Origin of the sequence: Psychrobacter sp. BI730, from assembly GCF_013414195.1 — a bacterium.
GTDB lineage: Bacteria > Pseudomonadota > Gammaproteobacteria > Pseudomonadales > Moraxellaceae > Psychrobacter.
In genome coordinates this window covers 133,496-154,519 of record NZ_JAATTV010000007.1, presented here as the reverse complement: position 1 = coordinate 154,519, position 21,024 = coordinate 133,496, and the positions used below count along the sequence as shown (strand labels likewise).

At 44.3% G+C, this 21,024-nt stretch carries 26 protein-coding genes; all 26 read right to left on the bottom strand.

Annotated features, from left to right (window positions below; translation table 11 throughout):
- The 26 genes from HCZ91_RS07225 to HCZ91_RS07100 all read right to left on the bottom strand — a co-directional run bounded on the left by HCZ91_RS07225 (nucleotide 1) and on the right by HCZ91_RS07100 (nucleotide 20,971).
- A complete protein-coding gene (locus HCZ91_RS07225) occupies nucleotides 1-597 on the bottom strand; it encodes a hypothetical protein (RefSeq protein ID WP_179798855.1) in 597 nt (198 codons plus the stop codon).
- A gap of 10 nt (nucleotides 598-607) precedes the next feature.
- Nucleotides 608-946 (bottom strand): BppU family phage baseplate upper protein, encoded by a 339-nt coding sequence (locus tag HCZ91_RS07220; RefSeq protein WP_179798854.1) that lies wholly within the window; start codon nucleotides 944-946, stop codon nucleotides 608-610.
- Nucleotides 943-3,669 (bottom strand): host specificity factor TipJ family phage tail protein, encoded by a 2,727-nt coding sequence (locus HCZ91_RS07215; RefSeq protein ID WP_179798853.1) that lies wholly within the window; start codon nucleotides 3,667-3,669, stop codon nucleotides 943-945. Before HCZ91_RS07215 ends, HCZ91_RS07220 begins: the two co-directional genes overlap by 4 nt.
- Entirely contained in the window at nucleotides 3,653-3,979 is a 327-nt protein-coding gene (locus HCZ91_RS07210; protein ID WP_179798852.1) for a hypothetical protein, read from the bottom strand. Before HCZ91_RS07210 ends, HCZ91_RS07215 begins: the two co-directional genes overlap by 17 nt.
- The gene (locus HCZ91_RS07205) at nucleotides 3,979-4,473 is read right to left on the bottom strand and encodes a DUF1833 family protein (RefSeq protein ID WP_179798851.1); all 495 of its coding nucleotides are present in this window, start codon (nucleotides 4,471-4,473) and stop codon (nucleotides 3,979-3,981) included. Before HCZ91_RS07205 ends, HCZ91_RS07210 begins: the two co-directional genes overlap by 1 nt.
- Nucleotides 4,474-4,535: 62 nt before the next feature.
- Entirely contained in the window at nucleotides 4,536-4,808 is a 273-nt protein-coding gene (locus HCZ91_RS07200) for a hypothetical protein (protein ID WP_179798850.1), read from the bottom strand.
- A gap of 36 nt (nucleotides 4,809-4,844) precedes the next feature.
- Nucleotides 4,845-5,339, bottom strand: coding sequence for a hypothetical protein (locus tag HCZ91_RS07195; protein ID WP_179798849.1), 495 nt, complete (start codon nucleotides 5,337-5,339; stop codon nucleotides 4,845-4,847).
- Nucleotides 5,340-5,342: 3 nt separating this feature from the next.
- On the bottom strand, nucleotides 5,343-8,570 hold the full coding sequence (locus HCZ91_RS07190) for a phage tail tape measure protein (protein ID WP_179798848.1): 3,228 nt from the start codon (nucleotides 8,568-8,570) through the stop codon (nucleotides 5,343-5,345).
- Nucleotides 8,571-8,646: 76 nt separating this feature from the next.
- Entirely contained in the window at nucleotides 8,647-9,123 is a 477-nt protein-coding gene (locus HCZ91_RS07185; protein WP_179798847.1) for a hypothetical protein, read from the bottom strand.
- A 52-nt stretch (nucleotides 9,124-9,175) separates the two neighbouring features.
- A complete protein-coding gene (locus tag HCZ91_RS07180; RefSeq protein WP_179798846.1) occupies nucleotides 9,176-9,418 on the bottom strand; it encodes a hypothetical protein in 243 nt (80 codons plus the stop codon).
- A gap of 35 nt (nucleotides 9,419-9,453) precedes the next feature.
- Nucleotides 9,454-9,951, bottom strand: a complete 498-nt coding sequence (locus HCZ91_RS07175) for a hypothetical protein (protein WP_179798845.1) — start codon at nucleotides 9,949-9,951, stop codon at nucleotides 9,454-9,456.
- Between the two features lie 11 nt (nucleotides 9,952-9,962).
- Entirely contained in the window at nucleotides 9,963-10,877 is a 915-nt protein-coding gene (locus HCZ91_RS07170) for a phage tail tube protein (protein ID WP_179798844.1), read from the bottom strand.
- Between the two features lie 54 nt (nucleotides 10,878-10,931).
- Entirely contained in the window at nucleotides 10,932-11,321 is a 390-nt protein-coding gene (locus HCZ91_RS07165; RefSeq protein ID WP_179798843.1) for a phage tail terminator-like protein, read from the bottom strand.
- Nucleotides 11,322-11,457: 136 nt separating this feature from the next.
- Nucleotides 11,458-11,658, bottom strand: a complete 201-nt coding sequence (locus HCZ91_RS07160) for a hypothetical protein (protein WP_179798842.1) — start codon at nucleotides 11,656-11,658, stop codon at nucleotides 11,458-11,460.
- A gap of 191 nt (nucleotides 11,659-11,849) precedes the next feature.
- Nucleotides 11,850-12,203 carry a hypothetical protein gene (locus HCZ91_RS07155; protein WP_179798841.1) on the bottom strand — a complete coding sequence of 118 codons (354 nt, stop codon included), beginning with the start codon at nucleotides 12,201-12,203 and terminating at the stop codon, nucleotides 11,850-11,852.
- 29 nt (nucleotides 12,204-12,232) lie between these two features.
- Nucleotides 12,233-12,601, bottom strand: a complete 369-nt coding sequence (locus HCZ91_RS07150) for an HK97 gp10 family phage protein (protein WP_179798840.1) — start codon at nucleotides 12,599-12,601, stop codon at nucleotides 12,233-12,235.
- A gap of 216 nt (nucleotides 12,602-12,817) precedes the next feature.
- Nucleotides 12,818-13,192, bottom strand: a complete 375-nt coding sequence (locus tag HCZ91_RS07145; RefSeq protein WP_179798839.1) for a glutamate 5-kinase — start codon at nucleotides 13,190-13,192, stop codon at nucleotides 12,818-12,820.
- Nucleotides 13,192-13,578: a hypothetical protein gene (locus tag HCZ91_RS07140; RefSeq protein ID WP_257019997.1), complete on the bottom strand. Its 387-nt coding sequence runs from the start codon at nucleotides 13,576-13,578 to the stop codon at nucleotides 13,192-13,194. Before HCZ91_RS07140 ends, HCZ91_RS07145 begins: the two co-directional genes overlap by 1 nt.
- 77 nt (nucleotides 13,579-13,655) lie before the next feature.
- On the bottom strand, nucleotides 13,656-13,847 hold the full coding sequence (locus tag HCZ91_RS07135) for a hypothetical protein (RefSeq protein WP_179798838.1): 192 nt from the start codon (nucleotides 13,845-13,847) through the stop codon (nucleotides 13,656-13,658).
- A 9-nt stretch (nucleotides 13,848-13,856) separates the two neighbouring features.
- On the bottom strand, nucleotides 13,857-14,885 hold the full coding sequence (locus HCZ91_RS07130; RefSeq protein ID WP_179798837.1) for a hypothetical protein: 1,029 nt from the start codon (nucleotides 14,883-14,885) through the stop codon (nucleotides 13,857-13,859).
- A gap of 9 nt (nucleotides 14,886-14,894) precedes the next feature.
- On the bottom strand, nucleotides 14,895-15,620 hold the full coding sequence (locus tag HCZ91_RS07125; protein ID WP_179798836.1) for a hypothetical protein: 726 nt from the start codon (nucleotides 15,618-15,620) through the stop codon (nucleotides 14,895-14,897).
- Nucleotides 15,621-15,737: 117 nt separating this feature from the next.
- Entirely contained in the window at nucleotides 15,738-16,331 is a 594-nt protein-coding gene (locus HCZ91_RS07120) for a hypothetical protein (protein WP_179798835.1), read from the bottom strand.
- Nucleotides 16,297-17,364, bottom strand: a complete 1,068-nt coding sequence (locus HCZ91_RS07115) for a phage minor head protein (protein ID WP_179798834.1) — start codon at nucleotides 17,362-17,364, stop codon at nucleotides 16,297-16,299. The genes HCZ91_RS07120 and HCZ91_RS07115 overlap by 35 nt, the downstream gene beginning before the upstream one ends.
- Nucleotides 17,365-17,462: 98 nt before the next feature.
- Nucleotides 17,463-18,929 carry a DUF4055 domain-containing protein gene (locus tag HCZ91_RS07110; RefSeq protein ID WP_179798833.1) on the bottom strand — a complete coding sequence of 489 codons (1,467 nt, stop codon included), beginning with the start codon at nucleotides 18,927-18,929 and terminating at the stop codon, nucleotides 17,463-17,465.
- A gap of 1 nt (nucleotide 18,930) precedes the next feature.
- Nucleotides 18,931-20,421: a terminase gene (locus tag HCZ91_RS07105; RefSeq protein WP_179798832.1), complete on the bottom strand. Its 1,491-nt coding sequence runs from the start codon at nucleotides 20,419-20,421 to the stop codon at nucleotides 18,931-18,933.
- A complete protein-coding gene (locus HCZ91_RS07100) occupies nucleotides 20,411-20,971 on the bottom strand; it encodes a terminase small subunit (RefSeq protein ID WP_179798831.1) in 561 nt (186 codons plus the stop codon). Before HCZ91_RS07100 ends, HCZ91_RS07105 begins: the two co-directional genes overlap by 11 nt.
- Nucleotides 20,972-21,024: the final 53 nt, after the last annotated feature.

The window sequence follows — 21,024 nt, the reverse complement described above, 5'->3', positions numbered from 1 at the left end:
TTATAACTCCTCGTCGATATACACATGGATTTCTGTATTGTCTAACCCTGTTGCTGTTGCTAACTTCTTTATTTCTACACGCTGCTGATTCATGTTTTCAGTGACCTGATAGGCAAAAGGCGGTCTGGTATCTGACGGGTGTATAATAACGTTTCCCGATGTTTTAACCCTCACGTTTGTCAATGTCATCTGATTTGTGCCCTTATTGACAAAGATAGTGCTATCACCAGTGCCAAAAGTTGCAACAATCTTACGCCACCCTCTCTTGTAACTTGCTGCACCTGCCTTTACGCTTGTGACATCAATAGCTTTGCCTGTAAGCGTTGATGCAACATCCTGTGCTAAAGGTATTTGACCACTTGACGTGCCCACCTCACGACTTGCTGCTGCGGTTGCAGGTATCGTCGCACCATTAAACATAACTTTAGTGGTTGGGTGTACCTGTACTTCTGTCGCTCCGTTTATTAGCCCTGTGTCGCCTTTATCGCCTTTATCCCCCTGAGCGCCTGTTCCGACTTTGATTGTGAACTTGTGCTGACGGTCATCAATCTCACCAAACGGTGATTTATTTATTGCCTCAACTTTGAGTAATGGCATATTAAACCTCCTATGGTTTAGTGATAGCAGACACAACGCGCAAAGCGAAGGTCTCGCTTGATAGTCGATTGCCAGATTTAGTAAATAAAATATCAGCTTTATAGCTGCCAATATTTAGCGTTAGGCTTGGCAGTGTAAGCTCGAATATGCCTTGCGCTGCATCAGTTACCGTGACTACCATGACGACGGGCGTTGGGCTTGACTCAGAGTTATCTGCTACCAGCTCAGACTTGATTGTTATGCCTGTTAGGTTTAGTGGCGCTCCTGTGTCGTCTAAATACTCGCATCTAATAGCAATCGTGTCGTACTGCTTGACGCAGATTGTATGTACCCTTGTTTGACAACTCATACTATGTCCTCTATTTTATTGTCTTTAAAATCGCTATCATTTTGGTAATAGCAATCACTGTAATTTGTGCATAAGAGCTTATTTGTCATACCATCAGACGGGTCTTTTTGAGCGACTAAGTAAGCATCGTTGCTGTCATTTTGCGTTTTAACTATCTGATAGACCGCTTGCACTACGCTGTCATAACTTGTTGACACCTCACCGCTTGGCAGACGCAGCAAACGCACACTGTAATCATCTCTAGCGACAACAGGTATGCTCTCAACACCGTTATTGATAGTCTGTATAAACAAGTGATTGTCATCGCTGTCATCAATGCTAACAGGGTCGCTCGTAAACAAAACGATAGAGCCGTCTATAACCTCAATACTGTCAACGCTGCCCTGCTGAATGTTGGCTCGCAGTTGGTCTGCTACGGTAATGCGATTGGTACGCACCACAATGTTAGACTCGTCACCTGCGGTAAATTCGCAAGTCTTGTATGCGTGACGGTCTTTGTTATACAGTCGCATCATGTGAATATGTGCTTGCACCTCGTTACGCACACCGATCAACTTATCCTCATGCGGATTTATCAGGCTATCACTCGGATAGGACAGCGTGACAGTTGCATCATCTGTCGGGTCGGTATATTCAACGGTTACGCCATCATAATCATTTGCAATACCTAGTGACTCGGACGCAGTAAAACTTTCAGGTATTATATTATGCGAGTTAAACACAGCAACCGACGCAGGTACGATACGCTCAAAGTCGAGCATTACCTTATTACCTTGGCGTTTGGCTTGACTAAACACCGCCTTGCCGACTGTTTGCAATGTTTCCTCAGCACTTAGATTGTTGTCATCGAACGTATAGCAAAACTCGCTACACTTTTCAGTGCCAAAGTAAGCAATCTGCTCGTCAATCTCAGCCTTTATTTGAGCAACATCAATTTGCGATAGTTGCAAGTTGCCAATTTTCTCATCAGTCGCTATATGCCTGATAATGTCGTCAGCGCGATTAGATAGCTTGAGCAATCCGCTTGTAGCATCGGTCACGTATCGCTGTACCAATAGCCGTAATTTACGCTCTTTGAGTGATAACGCGCCCTCTGTGCCTAGTGTCTTGCTCAGCACGTTGGTTGTACCTGCCATGTAATCAGTGGCGACCATCGAGCGTATGCCGTAAAAGTCTTTTATCTTTAGCTCATCGACGATACCGCCTGAGCTATCCGTGACTACGTTTGATGTTCTGGCCATTCTCCAACGTAAACGCTTGCCTTTGATGAAGTTTGGGTTATTAATAACAACGGTTTTATTGGCTGCTGAGCGTATCTTGTTGTCACTACTGTCTGTGGTTGCCACATCATAACTTCTATCAACCACCACGCTAGCACCTAAGCCACCGACACTCTTAGGCTCAAACGTAAATCCATCGCTGTTTGGTGACTGTATGCTAAATTGCTGAGTGACAAGCGTGTTGGCAATCGGATTATTGTTAATATCGACAATCTCAGACTCGATCACACCGTACAGTCGCAAGGCTCGCCACCGTCCGCTTGGCTCACCATCGTATAATCCATTGGGTGCAGTAATATTGACGTACGCGCCTTCATGCTCTTTTAAATCAGTGTAATGCCACCCTTGCCAAAACGTATCGCTTTCGGTGGACATTGTGACAGCATCAGACTCAACCGTTAAATCGACATTATCAGTAAGTAGCTGCCAGTCGCTATTGATAGCAGCAGGATTAGACAGTGTTATCTGTTTTTCAGTGACGGTCAGTATCTCGTACTGACCATTTAGGGTGTAAGTTACATCAGTGACATCAGGCTCTACGCCTTCGGTTACGCCATTTGCTGACGCTAGATTATCCGCACCTTCAATGAGTATCGTGTCACCGACTGCAAAGTTGTTTCTAAAGTCTGCATTGCTTGATGTTTCAATGATGTTTGGGTTTTTGAATGTCGTCGCTACCGTCAAATAACTATCAGGCGCTTGCAATGTCTGGCCATTGACCGACGTGTACCGCTTAGCAACCTTGCGTGACCAAGCTGCTTCTTCTGCTGTAAATGCCGATCCAAACTGAAAGGCTGGTGTATCATCAAACGTGGTATCAGGGTCAAAAACCAACACACTTGAGCCAAACACCTGACTGATGGGCGTAGTATCGTCGTAAGCCTCTTTTACGTCATACTTGCCACGGCCTACGCGATAAGCTGACATTTCAACTTCTTTGTGGTCAATATAAACGCTGTAGGTGACGGCTGTTAAATCAGGCACACTATAAACTGTACCGAAAATATCAGGTATGCGACCACCTAAACGCTGCTTATTGGTTCTAGCTGCTAGTGCGTTGTTAGGGCTTGGTGCTGCACTGCTGTTCTGATTAGGCAATGTTGGCACTGGCATCAAAAAAGAGATAGCTACTGATATAAGCGTAGATACAACAATGGCTGCGATAAATGCACCAATACCCATCGGCTTAACAACGGCATAGATACGACCATTTAGGCGCATGATTTTATCTACGTCTTGCGGTGTTTTCGGTGTGATGTCTTTTGATAAGTCGTTATGGTAAAGGCGCACACTGTCCGATAATCCCTGACCACCGAACGCTTGCATCAATAGCTGCTCAACGTCATAGCCTTGATATGACTCAATGTTATTTTGCGGATTAAAAATATCGCGTATCACAACTAACTCGACTGAGCGTTTAAAATACTTACTCACTAAGCTCATAAAATACCACCCTGTCAAAGTCTCGTTTAATGTAATCTAACGGTTGCCATACCACGCCTTGCGGCTCTAAGTGCAACACGCGCCCATCAATCCATAGCCCTACGTGCGCCTTGCCTTTATCCCTAAATAAAACAATCGTATGCTGTGATGGTTCAATGACTGGCACAAACTGGCGCAAATTCGAGGCACTAAAAAAGCCGCTTGTCAGCAGCTTGTTTGATATATCAATTCCAGTGTAGTGTTTGTAAGCATCTATCAAAAAATGCTCACAGCAGTATTTGTCAGCATCGTATTTGATAGCATCCCACATTAGAAACCTCGTAGCGTTGGCGTATTGTCTAGCGTATAAACTTCGCCTGTCTTTGTTAAGTTCATCTGCTTAGCTCGGCAAACGAAAACAGCACCCTCAATCTTTGGCTCGTAGTCGGTGACCTCTAAACCTAGTATGGTAACTTGCGGCTTGGTTAAGTCTGACAAGTTGTATTCACGATAATTTAGCGTTGGTCTAATGTCTGAGTATTGACTTTCTCTAGCAGCTTTCAGTTCATCAGGGAATGTCTCGCCCAAATCGCCAACGCCGATAGTTATTTCTTGATCTAAATCATCTGAATTAGTACCGCGTTGGATTGTCAGTGGTACATACTCATAATCATAGCTAAACGTGTTCTCATGCTGCACTGTGATGCCGTCAGCATGGTTCTGTACTAAACGGTAAACCTTTGACCATGCAGGGTGTGAAACCTCAACACAAAGCAATCTAACGTCATCAGGATTGCCACTGAGCCAATAATTATAATCAGGCATTGTTGACCTCAAATTTTAGGCATAAAAAAACCACCTAAAAAGGTGGCTGTCTTTAGTTAAGTTCACATTATTTTTTCAATGGTTACAGTCATACTTACGTTATGCGCTGTTTTCAACTCCTCACAGCTCGTCAGTTTAAATTTTAATATATCTCTATTTATCTGACTTGTTTCTTTTAATATTTCTGGGTCATTCTTCGGTAGATAGCTTCTGCGCTGCGCCATCAATTCGGTAGCCCACAATGTCATTTTATCTTCTGCTTTATCATCTATATGAAATAGCGCGTCACCAGCTTGACTCCAACCATCGTATATAATTAACCTATAAACTTCCATAGTAACTCCTTATTTTGTAAGGACATAATAACATAATCAGGCATTTAAACTCCCTAGTGCATCAGGCAAATCTTCATTGACCAGTTTTTCAAGCTGATTCATAAATCCTGAAATATCACCGCCTGTCTGCTCGTAGAAATATACAAACGTGGCAGCTAACTCAAGGTCAACAGGCTTGGGAATTACAATTAAGTTAGTGCTAAACTCAAAGACGTTGCCGCCTAGCACGCTATCCTTTGGCATACCGTTAAAATAGCACTGAAACCACTTCATCGTTGTGCCCTTGATTATCAAGCGCATCGCAAATGGCTTAACTTTATACAGCTCCCAAAACTTCCAAATATAATCATGATGCTGTGCTTTATGCCTAAACGTCACCGATATTTGATGCGGTGCGCCTACGTTATTTAGACGTAAACGCGGTGGCCCATTCGTGTATTGAGTGCTTAACACATCATTGCCAATATCTACGTTGTAGTTTTCAAGCAACGGACATAGGATAAGCTGTGGTAAATCATCTTCTATTGCCATGCTCTATCTCCGTCTAGGTGCTTGTACGTTACGATTGATTTGCTTTGACTCGTAGCTGTTAGGGTTTTGCAAGTTGGTAAATCCGCGCTTAACTTCATTGCGAACGTCTGTAATGGTGATTGTTTGACCGTCATCGCTAGCCGTGACTTGAGCTGATGAGTTGTTAACGATGTTAATGCTCACTTTGCTGTCATCATTAGCCGCCTTACCACTACGCATGGCGTTTAGATTATCAACACCAATGCGTTTAGTTGATGCAGCATCAAATACGTATTCTTGACCATGCACTGCACCTGCGACTTGATTAACGCCCATGTTGCCAGTGTAACCACCAGTTTTGAAACCTTTAGGTGATAGCGCCTGAATAGCAGCAGGTATAATCCCAGTTGATAGCGTAGTCGTTGCCACAGCAGGTAGGTTGGCTGGGAATGGTGCAGAACTCCATGCCTTAGCAATAGCCGTGAAGCTAGCTGATTGCGCTTGCACAAAATCATAAGCCTTTTGTACTGCAAACATAGCTTGATAACCCTTGCTTGTCTCACCTAACGCCATGCCAAACATAGCTGCGATTGAGCCGACTGTCTGCGATTGCTTTTGTAGCTCCAAATCTCTAATGCTTTGATTGTAGTTTTCAGTCAACTGTTGGCGTGATGCCTCAGCTTGAGCTTTTTTATCGGTGTGCAATCGCTCGTATTCATCAACAACTGCCATTTTCTCTTGATAGGCAAGGCGTAGCTTCTCAGCCTCGGATTGAGGTTGGTTAATATCAAGTCCATTAAAAGCTGTTTCTGAGTTCTCTGTGGCTTTCTTTAGTTGAGCAAAACGCGCCTGTATAGCGAGCGTTGCCCCTGCTGCCATATTCAATCTTTCAAGCTCAGCTACCATTGCTCGATACTCGTTTAGTTGAGCCTCGCTAGCGCCTTTATATTTACCGATGCCAATGTCGTACTCAAGGTCAGCTAAGTTGCTGTTATTGCCAAATAGCGCAATCTCTTTTTTAATGCGATCAATACCAGTCTGCACCGCTTCAATCGCACCCTCAGCCATTTTCTGCGCTTCGGTTTTGACAGCCTTAGCTTTTGACTTGATACCACCAATGTAACCATCGCCTAAATCTTTACCTAGTTTGATAGTAGCCTTGGCTGGTGAATTACTTTGCTGTCTTTTTCTGACCGCCTCAATCGCGTTACCTGCCATTGTGGACGCTGCACTGACCACGCCTGAGCCGATTGACTTGATACCGTTAATAAAGCCTTGGATAAAGTCACGACCGATGCTGTAGAGCTTTTTACCGTAGTTTTTGATAACGTCGAGTATCTGACCCATCATATTACCAACGATGGTAACAGCGCCTTTCAAACCATTACCGATGATGCCAGGTATCGCCTTAAAGTCACCACTAATCACCGCTTTGATGACGCCTAGCACTGTTGATACCGTGTTTTTAATCAGTGCAAAGCCGCCACTAAACAAGGTAGCGACAAGCTGCAATGCTGTGCTGACTGTGTTCACAATACCGCTAAAGCTAACCTTGATAACACTCCAAACAGCTTGGAATACGCCAGTCGCTATCGTTTTGAATGACTCAAACGTGCCTGAGTAAAGCTCACTCATTAGCGTTAGGTATTCTTTGCCTGTGTTCCAAATAAACATAAACACTTCAGCAATATCACGCCCTGCTTGCTGCAATGGTTCAGGCAATGAGCCAAACACGCTTTTGATGTACTCGTTAAGCTCAGACGCTTTCTCTTTGACGTAATCCCAATTTTGATAGAGCAGTACGCCAGCCGCAATCAATGCACCTATAGCGAGCAACGGTAGCGCAAAGCCACCTGATAATATCGCTAGTCCAGCTTTAGCAGCAGCAAAGCCAACCTTCAAGCCTTCAATGGTAGATCTAACTGCCATGATGCCGTCAGCGAATAGCTTTAGGCCGACAATAGAGCTAAGTAGTACAGCGGTCACAGATATAATCTGCTTTAGTAATTCAGGATTGGCAGCAGTCCACACGCCGATAGCTGTGACAATAGGTGTCATGGCTAGCAGTATGTCGTTGAGCGCAGGAATAAACGCATCACCGATTGATGCAGCCATACCATCGATATTATTCTTAAATAACTCTATTTTGTTTGCTGTCGTGCCGCTGATTGCCTCGAACTCTTTTTGCATTGAACCGGCTGTGTCTGTGGTAGCTGCCAATGCGCTATTTACAGTATCAAGCCCTGTTGCCATTGATGCTATTTTAGCAGCCGCCTCTTTGCCAAATAGGTTGGACAATGCTGCGATGCGGCTTGACTCGTCCAGCATATTTACCGCATCTATAACCTCTAAGATAGCGCCCTTGCCATCAGTTCTTGTTATCTCAGCAAATTCAGCAGTATCAAGACCTAATTGCTGCAATCCAATAATGCCAGACTTACTCAGACCATCTAGGTCAGATAGCGTCATAAGCATACTGTTAAAAGCTGTACTAGCTGTCTCAGGCTGCCAGCCTAACGCAACCAATGCAGAACCAAATGCCGCTGTATCGTCTGCGCTTAGCTTAAATGTTTTCGCTAGTGCTGCTGATCGCATCATGAAGTCAATGATATTTGGTGCTGTTGAAGCCATGCTATTAGATAGCGTGTTAATCGTATCGCCAAGCTCACCGACATTCTCAATAGGTAGTGCAAACACGTTAGCAATCTTTGCCATGCTATCCGCAGCATCCGCTGACGACATATCAAAGGCCACACCCATTTTCGCAATGGTTTCTGTAAACCCAACAATATCCTTCTCAGCAATACCAAGCTGACCAGCTACCGCCGCCACTCCAGCCAATTCCTCAAAGCTCTGTGGTATCTCGGTGGTAAGTGCCTGTAGCTCTTTACGCATATTTGCTAGACCGTCATTGGTCGCAAAATCTACGGTTTTATTCACCTCAGCCATTGCTGACTCAAAAGCGATAGCTTTGTTTACTGACACGCCTATAACACCTGCAAGTGCCGCCCCTGCCAATGCCGCTGCTTTAGCCATGCCATCCAGCGCCTTTTTACCACTAGCTGCTGATGCGTTTAGTCTGTTGGTGTCACGGCTCGCTCGGTCTGCCCGGTTGCCCAAGTCGCCTGTATCATCTGCCGCTTGGTCTGCTGCACCGCCAAGCTCTTGCAACTGCTTTCTAAGCTCTTTGATTCGAGCCTCAGCTTTGGCAGAATCGATTACAATACTGAGTCTGCTTTCTTGTTCTGCCATCACTGACCCCTTATTTTTGGCATAAAAAAAGCCCCTAAATTAATAGAGGCTTAGAAACTGAGTGTTTACTTGTTAATTATTCAAACTTCGAGCTTAGTAGATTGCCGTCATTGTCAAATTCACACATTGCTGTATGCTTTGACTCAGCATTGAATTGATTTTTAGCATAAAACTGAAACCATAGCTCATGATTCAGCTCTTTTTTGTACTTTAGATTACTGTTGATAACGTCCATTGACCGTGGATTACTAAGTTTGTCTTGTATATCAATCTGACAAACAGTGATTAGCTCAGGCTCGGACTTGCCGCCAAGATTGGGTATGCCGCTGCGAGTCTTGACAACCTTTTCGGCTGCCTCGTCTTTATCTTTTGCAGCCTGCTTATCCTCTTTGGCTTGTAACTTCTCAGCTTTAACTTGAGCCTTTTCTACTTCGGCTTGCTTATACTCAGCCTCTCTAGCGGCTGCTTGCTCGTCAGTCTCAAACAAAACCAATACGACACCCAAAGCCATCATTAAAGCAAAAACAATACCAACCCATTTCAAGGCTTTCATCTTATTATCACCAGTCAATTATATGACTCAATAATAACCGATAATTGCCGAATTAACCATCTGATTTGGTTTTGCGATGTTCATCTAGCACCATGTCGTCAATGGCGAATATCACCTTATCTAAAACACCTCTAGGTATAGCGACTGGATGAGCTGTCACGACCTCAGTTATATCCCTAACACTAAGGCGCGTTGGCTGCCCTTCTATGTAGTTTCGGCCTCTAGCAATCAACTGATAAGTTTCTATGATGTCTTGTATGTCACCGTCGAACTGTGGCGGCTCAGGAATTTGCACCCCAAGCCGCTTATAGCTAGCCAACCGCTTTGGGGTTAACTCGCTGCTTTTTTGGTGCCAGGCGAAGACTTCAAGGGCTTTTTTTTAGTCGTAGCAGCCGCCTCATCTTTAGCAGCCGCCTTTTTATTAAACTCGGTAATCATTTCACGAGCATGAGTGAATAGCTCGGATACCACTTGCAGCATATCCTCATCGCGCTCATAGTTAGCTGTCATCATTTTAAGGTTTTGATAACTAGGCTCTAACGGCTCACCTTCTCGCTCGACGTTCCATGATTTAATCATGTACTCACCGATTAAGATCAGCATTAACTTTTCACCAGTAAGAGAGTCTTCGGTGTTGTTAGCCGCCAAGAAGTCATCTTCGGTAGGCTGCTGCATCTTGCCAAACTGCGCCTGAAACTTTTTGATAGCCACTTTAAATTCAGGCGTATCACTAATTTCCAGTTTAGCAATCAGGCCAAGCTCATTCTTAACATCGCGCTTGACCACAATCGGCTTATGCTGCTGAATATCTTTTATTTGAAATCCCATCTCTTATTATCCTATGCTGTAATTCTAGTTAAAATCGGTGATTCATCAACCGCCATATAAGTAACTTCGGCTGTTACAAGCTCGTTACCTGTTGGGCTTGGAATGTCACCGCTAATCTGTACGCGTGGTAATTCAATCGTATAGCCTGTGCCGTCCTCAAATTCGATAGGCACTTCAAGCGACATTGTGCCACCGGTGCGTTGTAGCTCTAAAATATCGTAAGCCTTTTCACTAAATGCAATGGTCATCGAACCTGACGCATTAGCAATCATCGCGTGAATGTTGCCGCCGTACATATTCGAGCCTAAGCACTTCTGAATTTCTGACTGGTTATCAAGCTCAAAGCTGAACGCTTCAACACAGACACCAATAGGATCGCCTTCGTATAAAATATCACCGACACTCAAGCCACTGGCTTTAGCGCCCACAATCGTCGCTGCCGCACCTGCTGAATACGATACCGTTTTCTGTGTCTCATAACCAAGCCCCATCAAGCCAAACGTGATGTTTACGATGCCGTCAGTTGTGATCTCAATGCTTAGCGTATTAACGTGGACACCTTTGAAAGCGTAGTAAACACCGTTAGGGCCAGCATCAGTAAAGTCTTTGGTCACTGCGAACATTTTACGACTATCACCGATGGTCAGCTCGCCACCTTCCGTCCAATCGTTCCAAAAGGCTGCTGCTAGAAAATCATCGTAGATACCATAAGCGAGTTCGGCTGATAGGTCGCCTGTGATTTCACCGCTAGTTACAATTCCGCTAGTCTTAACCCTTGTACCGTTCAGCATTTCGCTGTCAGTCAAGGTTGTGGCGTTATTAAGGCCATTGGTAATGCTAGGTAGCACTTTCCAACCTGTCGTTGGTAGTACGTCTTTATCTGTTTGTGCAACGTATGCACTTACAACTCGGCTTCCAGATGACATATTTCTTACTCCAAAAAAAGCCCTCGATTAAGAGGGCGGATAGTGATTGATTGTTTAGTTGAATCTGTAGGGTATTCTTACATTAAGCTGATAGCCGTTCTCACGCTCAGGCACGTTGATAACTGATGCCGTTAGAAACTCAAGTTTGCCAGTACGGTAATATTGAAAGTGTGAGCCTAAGCTGTCAGCAAGTCGCTTGATTGAGCTTGTCTGTTTGTTGTTTGGGTAAAATACTTGTATGACCACAGCGCCCAGCTCTCTTGTGCAAGGTGTGTCAGCCATACCGACCATCAAGTTAATGCCATGCTGCACTGTCAGTCTGTACCAAATGCCGTCTGACGGTGTTTTAAAGTTCACATTGTCAGTTGCATAGCGTTCAGCGACAAAGCCACTCCACGCCCTCATGTGCTCACGTATGAGGCTGTCAATTAGTGCGTTATTCATCGTCTGCCTCATCAAAGTATGTATCATAAATCTTGTCAGCCATGACAACCATTGCAATCAATAACCATTTCATGTGAGCACCTTATTTTAGGCAATAAAAAAGCCCATCATGTGAGGACTTGGTTTCAGCGAGCTATTAGATGCTAGTATCTATATTAACGCCAGTAATAACATACCTATCAGGTTCGCCTGCGGTCTTAATCAGCTCTATACCAACATCGACATGGCTAACATAAACTCCGGTGTCTTTCTTGAACTCGCTAATAAGCCTTTCATTAGCAGCGCATAAATCCTGCTCTAGCTTCTTCTCTCTTGCGTGCAGTTCTTCGATGTTCATATCAACCGTCCTTGTTTTCACTTGTTTTCACGTTGATTACAATAACAACATTAGTATCATTAGTAGTCGAAAGTTTAACGTTTTTGCTTTCGTAATACCTATCTAAAAATTTGCGCCTTGCTCTATACTCATCTTTACTCATTATATATTCACCGCGCTCAAGGACAGTCCTAATAACACTCTCATTCATATTAACCGCCCTTATTATCTAGCTTTTCACACACTAAGCGCATGGCTTCAATAGGGTTGTAAGATTTTGCTATTAGCAAGTCACCTTTCTTGATGCCCTCGTTGATAACATCAGCCGCTTGGCTTGCGTCCATATCACCAGCGTCTAAGTCATTAACAGCATTGCGATAGTCGTCATCGTATTCCGTTAGGTCTGCAACAGCCAACCAACCCCAGCCACCAAAATGAGCGTATCTGTCATTGCCCATATAAAAAGCGCAATAGTCGTACTCCATTCGCGGTGAGTTGTCGATAAAACGCTCTGTCTTGGTGCTACCATCGTTGTTGACAGTGATGCGTATGCTTTTATTATCCATAATAAACTCCTTGTTTTGAGTCTATTATATCAGGTATAAGCTGCGACCATAGCGTCAAATGCCAATCCATACACCCCTTGTGGGGCTTGGCGTGAAGAACCTGCTTCGAGGTAAATCGCATACTGACTGTTCGTCTGGATAAACACAGTAGGTAGTGCGTCAGGCGTTAAACCATTTATAGCACTGAAAGCAATAGACATACCGCCAATATTCTCAGTATATCGGTAATCAGGACTACCAAAACTAACCACAGTCGATCCGCGATATGCGCCAGTATCTACCGGGGCGAGTAATTGAATGTTATTCAGCACCGTTATAGCCATGCCTCGCTGCAACTTATGAGCATCTGTCATAATATCGTCAGCAAACAAAAATGGCGCTCTATCCCAACCTGACATATTAAACCTCGCTACTTAGACCATTCGCCTATACACTTGCCATGCTTTAGGATATCAAGACCACATTCAGCTTGAAACTCTTTGCCGCATTTGCAGCAAGGCCATCTTACAATCCCCTTGCTGTCTCTTAGTTCCATATCTACGCCTCTAAACTCATGCGAGCAAAACGAAGGACGCTTACGCAGTGACTTTAGGTGGTTAATGATATTGCACATATTAAACCTGCCTTAATTGAATATCATAAGATGTATTAGCTGGATCGGGCGTAACAGTAATAACCCTGTAGCCATTTATCTTGTCGTCAAAATACGGAGCTTCTGTTATTTCGTTCTGTAAGCAGGTTAGTAGTACATCAGTAATCTGTATGGTTGCCGACTCTTTATCTTCGTAAAACTTCTTATCGAATACACCACGGCCTGAATAGGTCAATGTGCTATCAGTCACTGCATCAGGTGGCAACATCCAGTCATCAATCCCATCGTCAGTGTCACTCGCTACTGTGCGTGTGCCTGTGAAGGCTGTCACAGCGTCGCTAAGGTCTGTATTAAACGCATCTGCTAGGTCAGCCTGCAAATCATCACGTAAGCCCATTAGAACCTCCCTAGCTCAACAATAAGCGGTGCTGTTGTCTTGTATGGCTTAATCAATACCAGTGCCATTTGCTCACCTGCGCTCATTGACTGACCATCTACGCCATCAGCATAGGTCTTGCTTGATGACACACTGCCGGCTTTCACGCTCTTTGATACCACAGTGCCCTCTGTGCGCCCTTGATACATCGTACCTGCAATCACCTCTTTTGCAATGTAAGCACCTGCTGCTAGTATCTCACTAGGCACAACATCAGTATAGCTCGGCAATCGCTGCTCATTGAGCCAAGCGTTAGCCATTAGTACGGCTTGTTGCTCGTTGCCTGTTGCTGACCAATCAACATCATTTAGCGAGGCTGCTATCGTTTCACTTGTTACGTAATTCATTGTCAATCTCGCTGTGATTAAACGTATCGGCATTAAGCACTGCCTGAGCAATGCTTAATAACTATAGGTCTAAATACTTACGCACCTGTATCTGGTACTGTAACAGGCTTGGTGACATCAACGTCCTCAATGCCATAATCCGTACCTGACTTGGTGGCATCGGTCATCTTAGCTTCAAGCAGTGTGGATGTGCTTGTGTCCTTGTAATCGCGCTCAGATGGAAACGTCACTTTAACGTCATATTCAACTAAATCTTTTGGCAATCCCATTATCTACTCCTATAGATTTGTGATTAAGAAACGGATACTGGTTTGATTTGCTTCGCCAGTTAACTCCCAGTTTTCTTTTTTCTGTAAGTCAGTCCATGATGCACTGATAGCCTCACGCGCTGTACCACCAGTTAAGGTAGATTCATCAGCAATGAAGTCAAAGCCCTGCGGCTGAATCAGCATATCACGGCGTGTCCACAATGCGGTATGACCTGAACCATTACCAGTAGCAGCAGTGCGCTCTAGCTCTAAATCTTCTGGACCTGCTACCGAACCAACGGCAAACGAACCCGCACCTAGCAGATAGGTGATGTACTGAGCATTTGCACCTGTACCAACGACTGTCTTTTCGTCATCTTCGATAATCAAGCGCCCATTGTAATACTCTAGCGGCGGTAGGTTTGCACTGGTTGTTACATGCTCAAGCAACTGCTGCACACGCATCTTGGCGGCAATCTTACTATGAACAACGATTGAGCCACGACCACGATACATCTTGTGCATCAACGATTCAGCATCAATAAACTGGTTTACATCCCATGAGCTAGCAGCGTTTGGTGAGCTAGTTTTTGACACATCAAGCACAAACTTTTCTTTAAGACCTGCGTTGTTCATCACAAGGTTTTTAAGACCAAACACGGTAGCGACTGCGCGATGCTCTGCTTGTTGCTGCCAATAGTTGTTAATCATGCCCTGCATCATTTGCAGTGGTGATACGCCTAGCAAGTGGCGCTCTAGCGTTGACTCCAAAAAGCCTTCGTTCAACCAAGCAGCACGAGCCTTGCTCTTGCGACCAGTGATTTGGCGTGGTGATGCAACATCGGTGTAAATCGTGTTGCTATAGTTAGCCTCAAGCGCCATATCAATAGGCGTAACGTGTGGAATACTGAACTCAATATCTCCGCCACGTAGTCGGGCCTCAATAGCAGAATCAGTGACAAAAGCGCCTGATTGCAGCATTGGTGATTCAAGTAACGGTTCATCGGTGCGGTATGACAGCATCACATCACGGTTAAAAACTTCTCTTAATGCAGCCATTAGCTACTCCTAAGTAAATAATTGTTTGAATAATTCAGGGTTAGTTTTTGCAAGCTCGATACGTTCAGCTTCGCTCATATCTGTTGCTTTAGTAATTTTTCCAGCTCCGCCGTTTGCACCATTAGCCCCGCTACCTGATGCGCCATTCGCTGCAATAAGAGGCTTAAACGCCTCATTACTGCGAAATTCTTGTTTTAGATCATCGAGTGTCATGCCTGTTTTGTTGCCGTTCATGTCTAGCACTCGTATCTTTTGCTGACCATCTTCGGCTTGCTCTAATGACAATCGATTCTGAATATGTGGTAGCAGTGCAATAGCTGAACCTTTAATCGATAGCTCATTAGCTAGATTGTTCGCTGCTTGCCCTACTGTTAAATCATAAATCTGTTTTTGCAGTGTTGAGACTTTGCCTGTGCTGTCCTCATTGAGCTTTTGAATCTGCTCAAGATATGACTTCTCTAAACTCTCAACATCGCCTCTTGCTCTAGCACTTTCGTTCGCTGCTTCTTTTTGTGCCGCTTCTAGTGCGTTTGCTCTATCCTCGGCGGCTTTGCGTAGCTCTCGCTCTCGCTTAGTCTCACCTAGTAGCTCGTCAGCCTTAGCTTTTAGACCGCTACTATCAGGAATATCTGCATCTAGTCGATAGTTGCCATCGTCTTGTTTGACGTAGAATGGCTGTAATGCGCTATCAAGTGCGCTGTGCTTTTCAGCATCTAGTGTTAATGCTAGTGTCATTAGGCTCTGCCTCTCATTGTTTGACGCTCAGCGTCGTTAGTGTGCAATCACAGATTGCGGATAATAAAAAACCCCACTAAAAAGTGAGGTTGATTGGTTGTTTTTTTGGATGTAGTGTTAAGAAACACCTTCGTTGAAATCTATTGCCATCTGTTTAGCGTCTTCCATTGTTTCAGCTACCCATTCACCACGCCCAAAATTATCTTTGTCGTATTCATGGTCGCTAAAATCACTTGTCCCTCTTAACAACTCATTAGGCACTTCATTGTTATAAGTCCAAGACAGCCTGATAGTCTTGTCGTCAATAACTTTTGCTGTGGTATGGACGTGATATTCGTCATCCCAAAACTTGACTAGGTTCTCTAGCGTGTCATCAAGATTAGCCGGTTCATAATGACAATCGCCTTTTTCACACTTAGAGCCAACAGTAAAGCCATAACAAGCTCGATGACTCCAGCCAAACCATTTGTTATGCAGCGGACTAAAGCCTACGCCATGCGTTAATTCTTCCGTTATTTCTAAGTCGGCAAGAAACTTGACATCATCTTCCATACCTTCGAGAGTGATATAACTACCATCAAACTTGCTGATATACTTTTTTAAACCATCCTCATTCCACGGATGGTCGTTTTCTACAAGACTAGCAACTTGCTCTAAATAACTTTTAACATCCATATCATAACCCTGCCTTTTTAAACGCCATTGGCTCACGACTTCTCATCTCTGCAAGCGTCAACGGCTTAAAGTTTTTATCTAGCTGTAATGCTGCGAACTTGTCAGCACTTAGACCGCCTGAGCGTAATAGCTGACCTCTAGTCTCGCCTAGTACGTCATCTTGAAAGTCTTTAGGCTGCTTGTTTAGCCATGAGTAGTAAGACTCGTTAGCGACTGGCCCGTCTTTACTTGCTCGTTTGTCGATGTTGCCACGACCTGCATATTCGTCTTTTAATACGATGATAACTGTACTGCGACAATTATGGTGGGCAGGAGGTCGAGGGCCTTTGCCAACTTCAAATATTCTCTGATCCAAACTACGGCAGATTGTACTTACGCGGCTGTCCAAAGTGCTTAGCCACTGCTCACCCTTGATAATATCTGCATTATCATTGGCAAACTCAGCCTTGCCCTGCATAGCTGCGTGTTGCACAGTCGTCCGTACAATCGTCTTAGCCTGACGTGCTGTGACTTCCATCAAACCATCTTTATAGCCGTTCTTGCGCGTGCCTCGTATCATCTGCACGATTTGCTGATTGGTCTTGCCCTCATACCTAGCGAGCTTGATATGATTGATGTACTTGTTTGATTCGTTGTTAGCAAGCTCACTGAATAGGTCAGTGACCGTTTTACCCTCGCTGCCAGTGACAGATAAGGGCGTATTGTTGACTATCCTTGCAATCTTAGCTTTCTTTGCATCGTCAATCTTGGTCGATAGCTTAACGTCCTCAAATGCGTTATTAAGGCTCTTAGTCTCAAACTGGTACGTATCTATAGCAATAGCGGTTAATGACGCACCTACGGCAACTGTATAGCCAGTAAGTGAGGTTGCAACGCCTGTCTTGACCGATGTTAGCACCTTGTTAAACTCTGCCAGTGTCAGCTCGGTCATTTCATCGTCAAGCATGAGTGACTTCACAAGGTCGTCTATCTCTTTGAGGTGCGCTGATAGATTATTAATCTCAGATTGCTTTAGGCTTTCAAGGTAGACAATGCGCCTGATTGTTTGATTGAGATATTGCTCGTTCATTTTGACCGCCTGTCTCGCTTGATGATACTACCAACGATATAAACCAATACAGATAATCCAAACGCAAAAAGCAACCATTCAGCAGACGCAATCACAATCTACTCCTCAAAAGCTGTTGCTACTGCACTAGGCAATTCGCTATCAATCAAGCCGTCAATCTCATCGTCTGTCAGCTCAGCATCTATCAAGTTGTACTTGCGCTGATAGTTGTAAGCCACCGATTTAGGCGCTAACGAACCTTGAACCCATGAACCGATAGCCGTCATTGTTGCGCTATCCACTGTTGCACTAACAAAGTCTTGCTTGGCCTTAAATAAATACTCACCGTCTTTAGCTGTGTAGGTGATACCTAGATACTCATAGCACAGTAGGATAGCATCGTGGATCGCTTCGTTAATGTTGGCGATTGCCATACTAGCCGTTGAGTTCTGAGTGCTGCTGTCTTGGTTCGATTGCGTGGCTGTTTTCTGTATTTGTGTATCAGATGACTCCGATAACTTCGCACCTAACGCTTGCATGATGGCGTATTTCTTATCCATCGCTTCACCTGCCAAGTTGTTAGGCTCAGCCTGTGCAAAGCCAAACTTGCCGTTTTCCTCAAGCATAATCAGAGCGCCGGCACCAATGCGAATACCTTGTTTCTCTAAGGCCGTCATACGCTGCTCAGATACACCACTCATCCACGCTTGCACTTGACCGCAAGTAAAGACCGATTGCTCATAGTCTGCACTGTTACGATAGTGTGCAAGGTTCATCTTAGCTAACGACTCAAGCGGTATGTTTTGCTCACACCAATCATTGCTATCTGAGCCGCCGATAACAAACGGTATGCGGTTAAACTTAACATTGCCGCTTTTAGTTGGATAGACGCGCTCTTGATGGATAACAAAGCCGTCTTTATCGCCTTGTTGATTAATAGTCGCTTTACGCCACACCTCGACAAAATAACCTGTCTCATCTAAGCCAAGATAACGCCACTGCTCAACTTGCTCACTACTGAATATATCATCAGGGTCAGTCTCATAGACCGTTTCATACAGCACAATCATGTTGGTGACTGTTTGACCACCGATGACCGTTGTACGCCAGTTAATGATACTCTCAGGCGCATAGAAGTTAATCGTAGGACGTAAAGCATTGCGCTCAACATCAGCTTGACTTACTTCGTCGCTAGTTGTTGGATAATCAACAAATAGACCAAATCGACCACGCTCAAGCTGTGCTTCAAACGCTTTCTGTGCTATCTGATAGATTGATAACCCTGCGCCATTGGCATCACGCTTCATGTAATCGAGCTGCTTATCTACGTTGAGCACTGGATCATCTTTAAAAGCCTGACCTGTATATTTGTCTAACGTGTCTTTTGTGACCTCAACGAATACAGCGCGGTCTTTGTAGTTTGAGTAACGTGCCAATGCCTCTGGTGTGCGAATGTCTTTGTTAGGCATAGGCAAGTAACGCTCACCTGCTGCTTTGATAGCATCCTCACCATTGCACACGTCTGTCATGCGCTGCCAACGTGGGGCTAGTGCGTCATACTGTGGGTGTGTCGTGTTAATTGGCATTTTACATACTCATTATTATGTTTGATGAAACAACTGGTTTCGGTTTGGTCTGATAGACAGCAAAGTACCTAAAGGCATCAGCGTAATGGCTTGACCAATCATGCAACGGTTTATCGCGCCACATTCCTGCTTTCTCGTTCCAATCCTTCTTATAGTTTTCTAGCGCCTTAATACCGTCATCACACTTCACAGCGTCAAACTCACAAAGCGGCAATATCTGCCTGACCATTTCAATATCTGTATTGACCGACGTTGTGCGCTTCACTACTTCAAAGTTGATAGATAAGCGCTCACCATTGACCGTGTAACCTTCACGCGCTTGGTCACGTAAACTCTTAGCGTCTTTAGCGCCTAGAGTACGGTTATCAACATCATGCGGTGCTACGTGGCGACCATAGTTATAGCCGCGCTTTAGTAACACTTCTAAGTAATGATTAAGCCCTTCACCGCTGTTTGAGTAGCAGTCGATAACTTGGAAACGCTCACCAACTTTCTTGATAAACCATATTGTTGTACTGTCAGACACACCTAAATCCCAGTAAGTATCAACTGGTGCGTGTTTGTTGTCTGGTAATTCATCAGCGATTAAGCCTTTCTCGTAAAGCTGTGCAAACTGCTTGGCATAGTAAGCGCCTTCAACTGACTGCTCAAACGCTTCACTAGGCATTGATGGATACTCACGCTTCATGTCAGCGCCTAAACGCTTCTCTTTGCTCAAGTACCAGCTCTTTTGTTCGTCTGTGAGTTTAATACCGTGTTTGTGCTCTAACTTGTAGAAGTAGTCTTGTAGTCGCTCAGGTAATGGCTGCGCTTTGTCTTGGTACTCAGGCATTTGCCACCAAGCAAAGAAAAAGAAACGCCAATCAGCCTTGCCTAATTCCTTGCCAGATAGTTGTAACTTCTCAGCCTCTTGTGAGTAGTCAAAGAAGTAACCTTGCCTACCCTCTGCTGTACTTTCTAATGTAACGTAACCATCTGAGAATACAGCTTCAAACGCACCAGTGACAATCTCACGCGCTTTCTCAGGCTGCTTAGCGCATATCTTACCAAACTCACTAACGTGCAACCATTGAAGCGTACCACCACGGAATGATGTTGATACTGTTACTGATCCACCTTTACTGAAAACGTATTCATCAGTGTTATTAATCTCTAGTGGATTAGCATCACGAATAATCATAGGTAGATTATCGTAAGCGTATTTAACCTTGTTTCTGAATAGGCGCTGTGCGTCTGGCTTAGTATGAGCAATCAAGGCGCATGATGAGTGCTCAAACAATGCAGCGTCTAACTGAATGATGCAAACCTCAGTAGTAAAACCTAGCTGCCTTGCTTTTAGAATAATGTTGAAATAATGAATGTTCTCAAAATAGTAAAGCTGTTCAGGTGTCATCTTAAAGCGGACTTTCTTACCATGCTTATCTTTAATAAAATAGATATTATTCAGCCGCCATAATTTGTTTTTGAACTTCGCTTTATATTCAGGTTTCATTTCCTATTTCGTCCATTAAGTCACTCATGCTAGATACTTCCGCTTTGATGTTGGCGTTAAGGTCTATCGTTTGATTACTTGTCCATGCAGCGACATCAACATGCCTACCGATTAGCTCAAGGTTTTTGACCTTATCAGGGAATTTGAGTTTAACTACTGAGCTGCCTTGACCGTCATCAGCGACTTCAAACGATGATATGTTTTGACGCCAATCCATAGACCATTCACTAATAGGCTTTATGCTGCCTTTATCATCAAGTAAGTCTGCCACGTCCAGTGCATCAATATCCATTAGTCGCTTTAACACATACCCTGCATCAACCCCTAACTGCTCATTACGTATGGCTTTCAACTCATTAAACGCCGCTTTAACATTAACATTTGTTAACAGGCGGCTTGCTTGCGCTGTAGCTGTGTTCTCGCTATAACCTGCCCTGATAGCTGCCTTTGTTTGGTTTAAGTCTCTCATTAATTCGAGCACGAATAGCTGCTGCTGTTCTTCTAACTGATTTAATGCACTCTTATCGCTGTTAGGCGCTTCGTCTGTCATACGCCCTCCATAGACGTTAATATAAAAAATACCCATCAAATCAATGTGGGCAA

Coding starts and splice junctions, on each gene's coding strand:
- HCZ91_RS07160 (WP_179798842.1), bottom strand. CDS start 11,658: ATGAACATCGAAGAACTGCACGCAAGAGAGAAGAAGCTAGAGCAGGAT.
- HCZ91_RS07140 (WP_257019997.1), bottom strand. CDS start 13,578: ATGAATTACGTAACAAGTGAAACGATAGCAGCCTCGCTAAATGATGTT.
- HCZ91_RS07175 (WP_179798845.1), bottom strand. CDS start 9,951: ATGGGATTTCAAATAAAAGATATTCAGCAGCATAAGCCGATTGTGGTC.
- HCZ91_RS07165 (WP_179798843.1), bottom strand. CDS start 11,321: ATGAATAACGCACTAATTGACAGCCTCATACGTGAGCACATGAGGGCG.
- HCZ91_RS07145 (WP_179798839.1), bottom strand. CDS start 13,192: ATGGGCTTACGTGATGATTTGCAGGCTGACCTAGCAGATGCGTTTAAT.
- HCZ91_RS07100 (WP_179798831.1), bottom strand. CDS start 20,971: ATGACAGACGAAGCGCCTAACAGCGATAAGAGTGCATTAAATCAGTTA.
- HCZ91_RS07195 (WP_179798849.1), bottom strand. CDS start 5,339: ATGGCAATAGAAGATGATTTACCACAGCTTATCCTATGTCCGTTGCTT.
- HCZ91_RS07210 (WP_179798852.1), bottom strand. CDS start 3,979: ATGTGGGATGCTATCAAATACGATGCTGACAAATACTGCTGTGAGCAT.
- HCZ91_RS07110 (WP_179798833.1), bottom strand. CDS start 18,929: ATGCCAATTAACACGACACACCCACAGTATGACGCACTAGCCCCACGT.
- HCZ91_RS07185 (WP_179798847.1), bottom strand. CDS start 9,123: ATGAAAGCCTTGAAATGGGTTGGTATTGTTTTTGCTTTAATGATGGCT.
- HCZ91_RS07190 (WP_179798848.1), bottom strand. CDS start 8,570: ATGGCAGAACAAGAAAGCAGACTCAGTATTGTAATCGATTCTGCCAAA.
- HCZ91_RS07130 (WP_179798837.1), bottom strand. CDS start 14,885: ATGGCTGCATTAAGAGAAGTTTTTAACCGTGATGTGATGCTGTCATAC.
- HCZ91_RS07215 (WP_179798853.1), bottom strand. CDS start 3,669: ATGAGCTTAGTGAGTAAGTATTTTAAACGCTCAGTCGAGTTAGTTGTG.
- HCZ91_RS07200 (WP_179798850.1), bottom strand. CDS start 4,808: ATGGAAGTTTATAGGTTAATTATATACGATGGTTGGAGTCAAGCTGGT.
- HCZ91_RS07220 (WP_179798854.1), bottom strand. CDS start 946: ATGAGTTGTCAAACAAGGGTACATACAATCTGCGTCAAGCAGTACGAC.
- HCZ91_RS07205 (WP_179798851.1), bottom strand. CDS start 4,473: ATGCCTGATTATAATTATTGGCTCAGTGGCAATCCTGATGACGTTAGA.
- HCZ91_RS07170 (WP_179798844.1), bottom strand. CDS start 10,877: ATGTCATCTGGAAGCCGAGTTGTAAGTGCATACGTTGCACAAACAGAT.
- HCZ91_RS07155 (WP_179798841.1), bottom strand. CDS start 12,203: ATGGATAATAAAAGCATACGCATCACTGTCAACAACGATGGTAGCACC.
- HCZ91_RS07225 (WP_179798855.1), bottom strand. CDS start 597: ATGCCATTACTCAAAGTTGAGGCAATAAATAAATCACCGTTTGGTGAG.
- HCZ91_RS07115 (WP_179798834.1), bottom strand. CDS start 17,364: ATGAACGAGCAATATCTCAATCAAACAATCAGGCGCATTGTCTACCTT.
- HCZ91_RS07125 (WP_179798836.1), bottom strand. CDS start 15,620: ATGACACTAGCATTAACACTAGATGCTGAAAAGCACAGCGCACTTGAT.
- HCZ91_RS07150 (WP_179798840.1), bottom strand. CDS start 12,601: ATGTCAGGTTGGGATAGAGCGCCATTTTTGTTTGCTGACGATATTATG.
- HCZ91_RS07135 (WP_179798838.1), bottom strand. CDS start 13,847: ATGGGATTGCCAAAAGATTTAGTTGAATATGACGTTAAAGTGACGTTT.
- HCZ91_RS07105 (WP_179798832.1), bottom strand. CDS start 20,421: ATGAAACCTGAATATAAAGCGAAGTTCAAAAACAAATTATGGCGGCTG.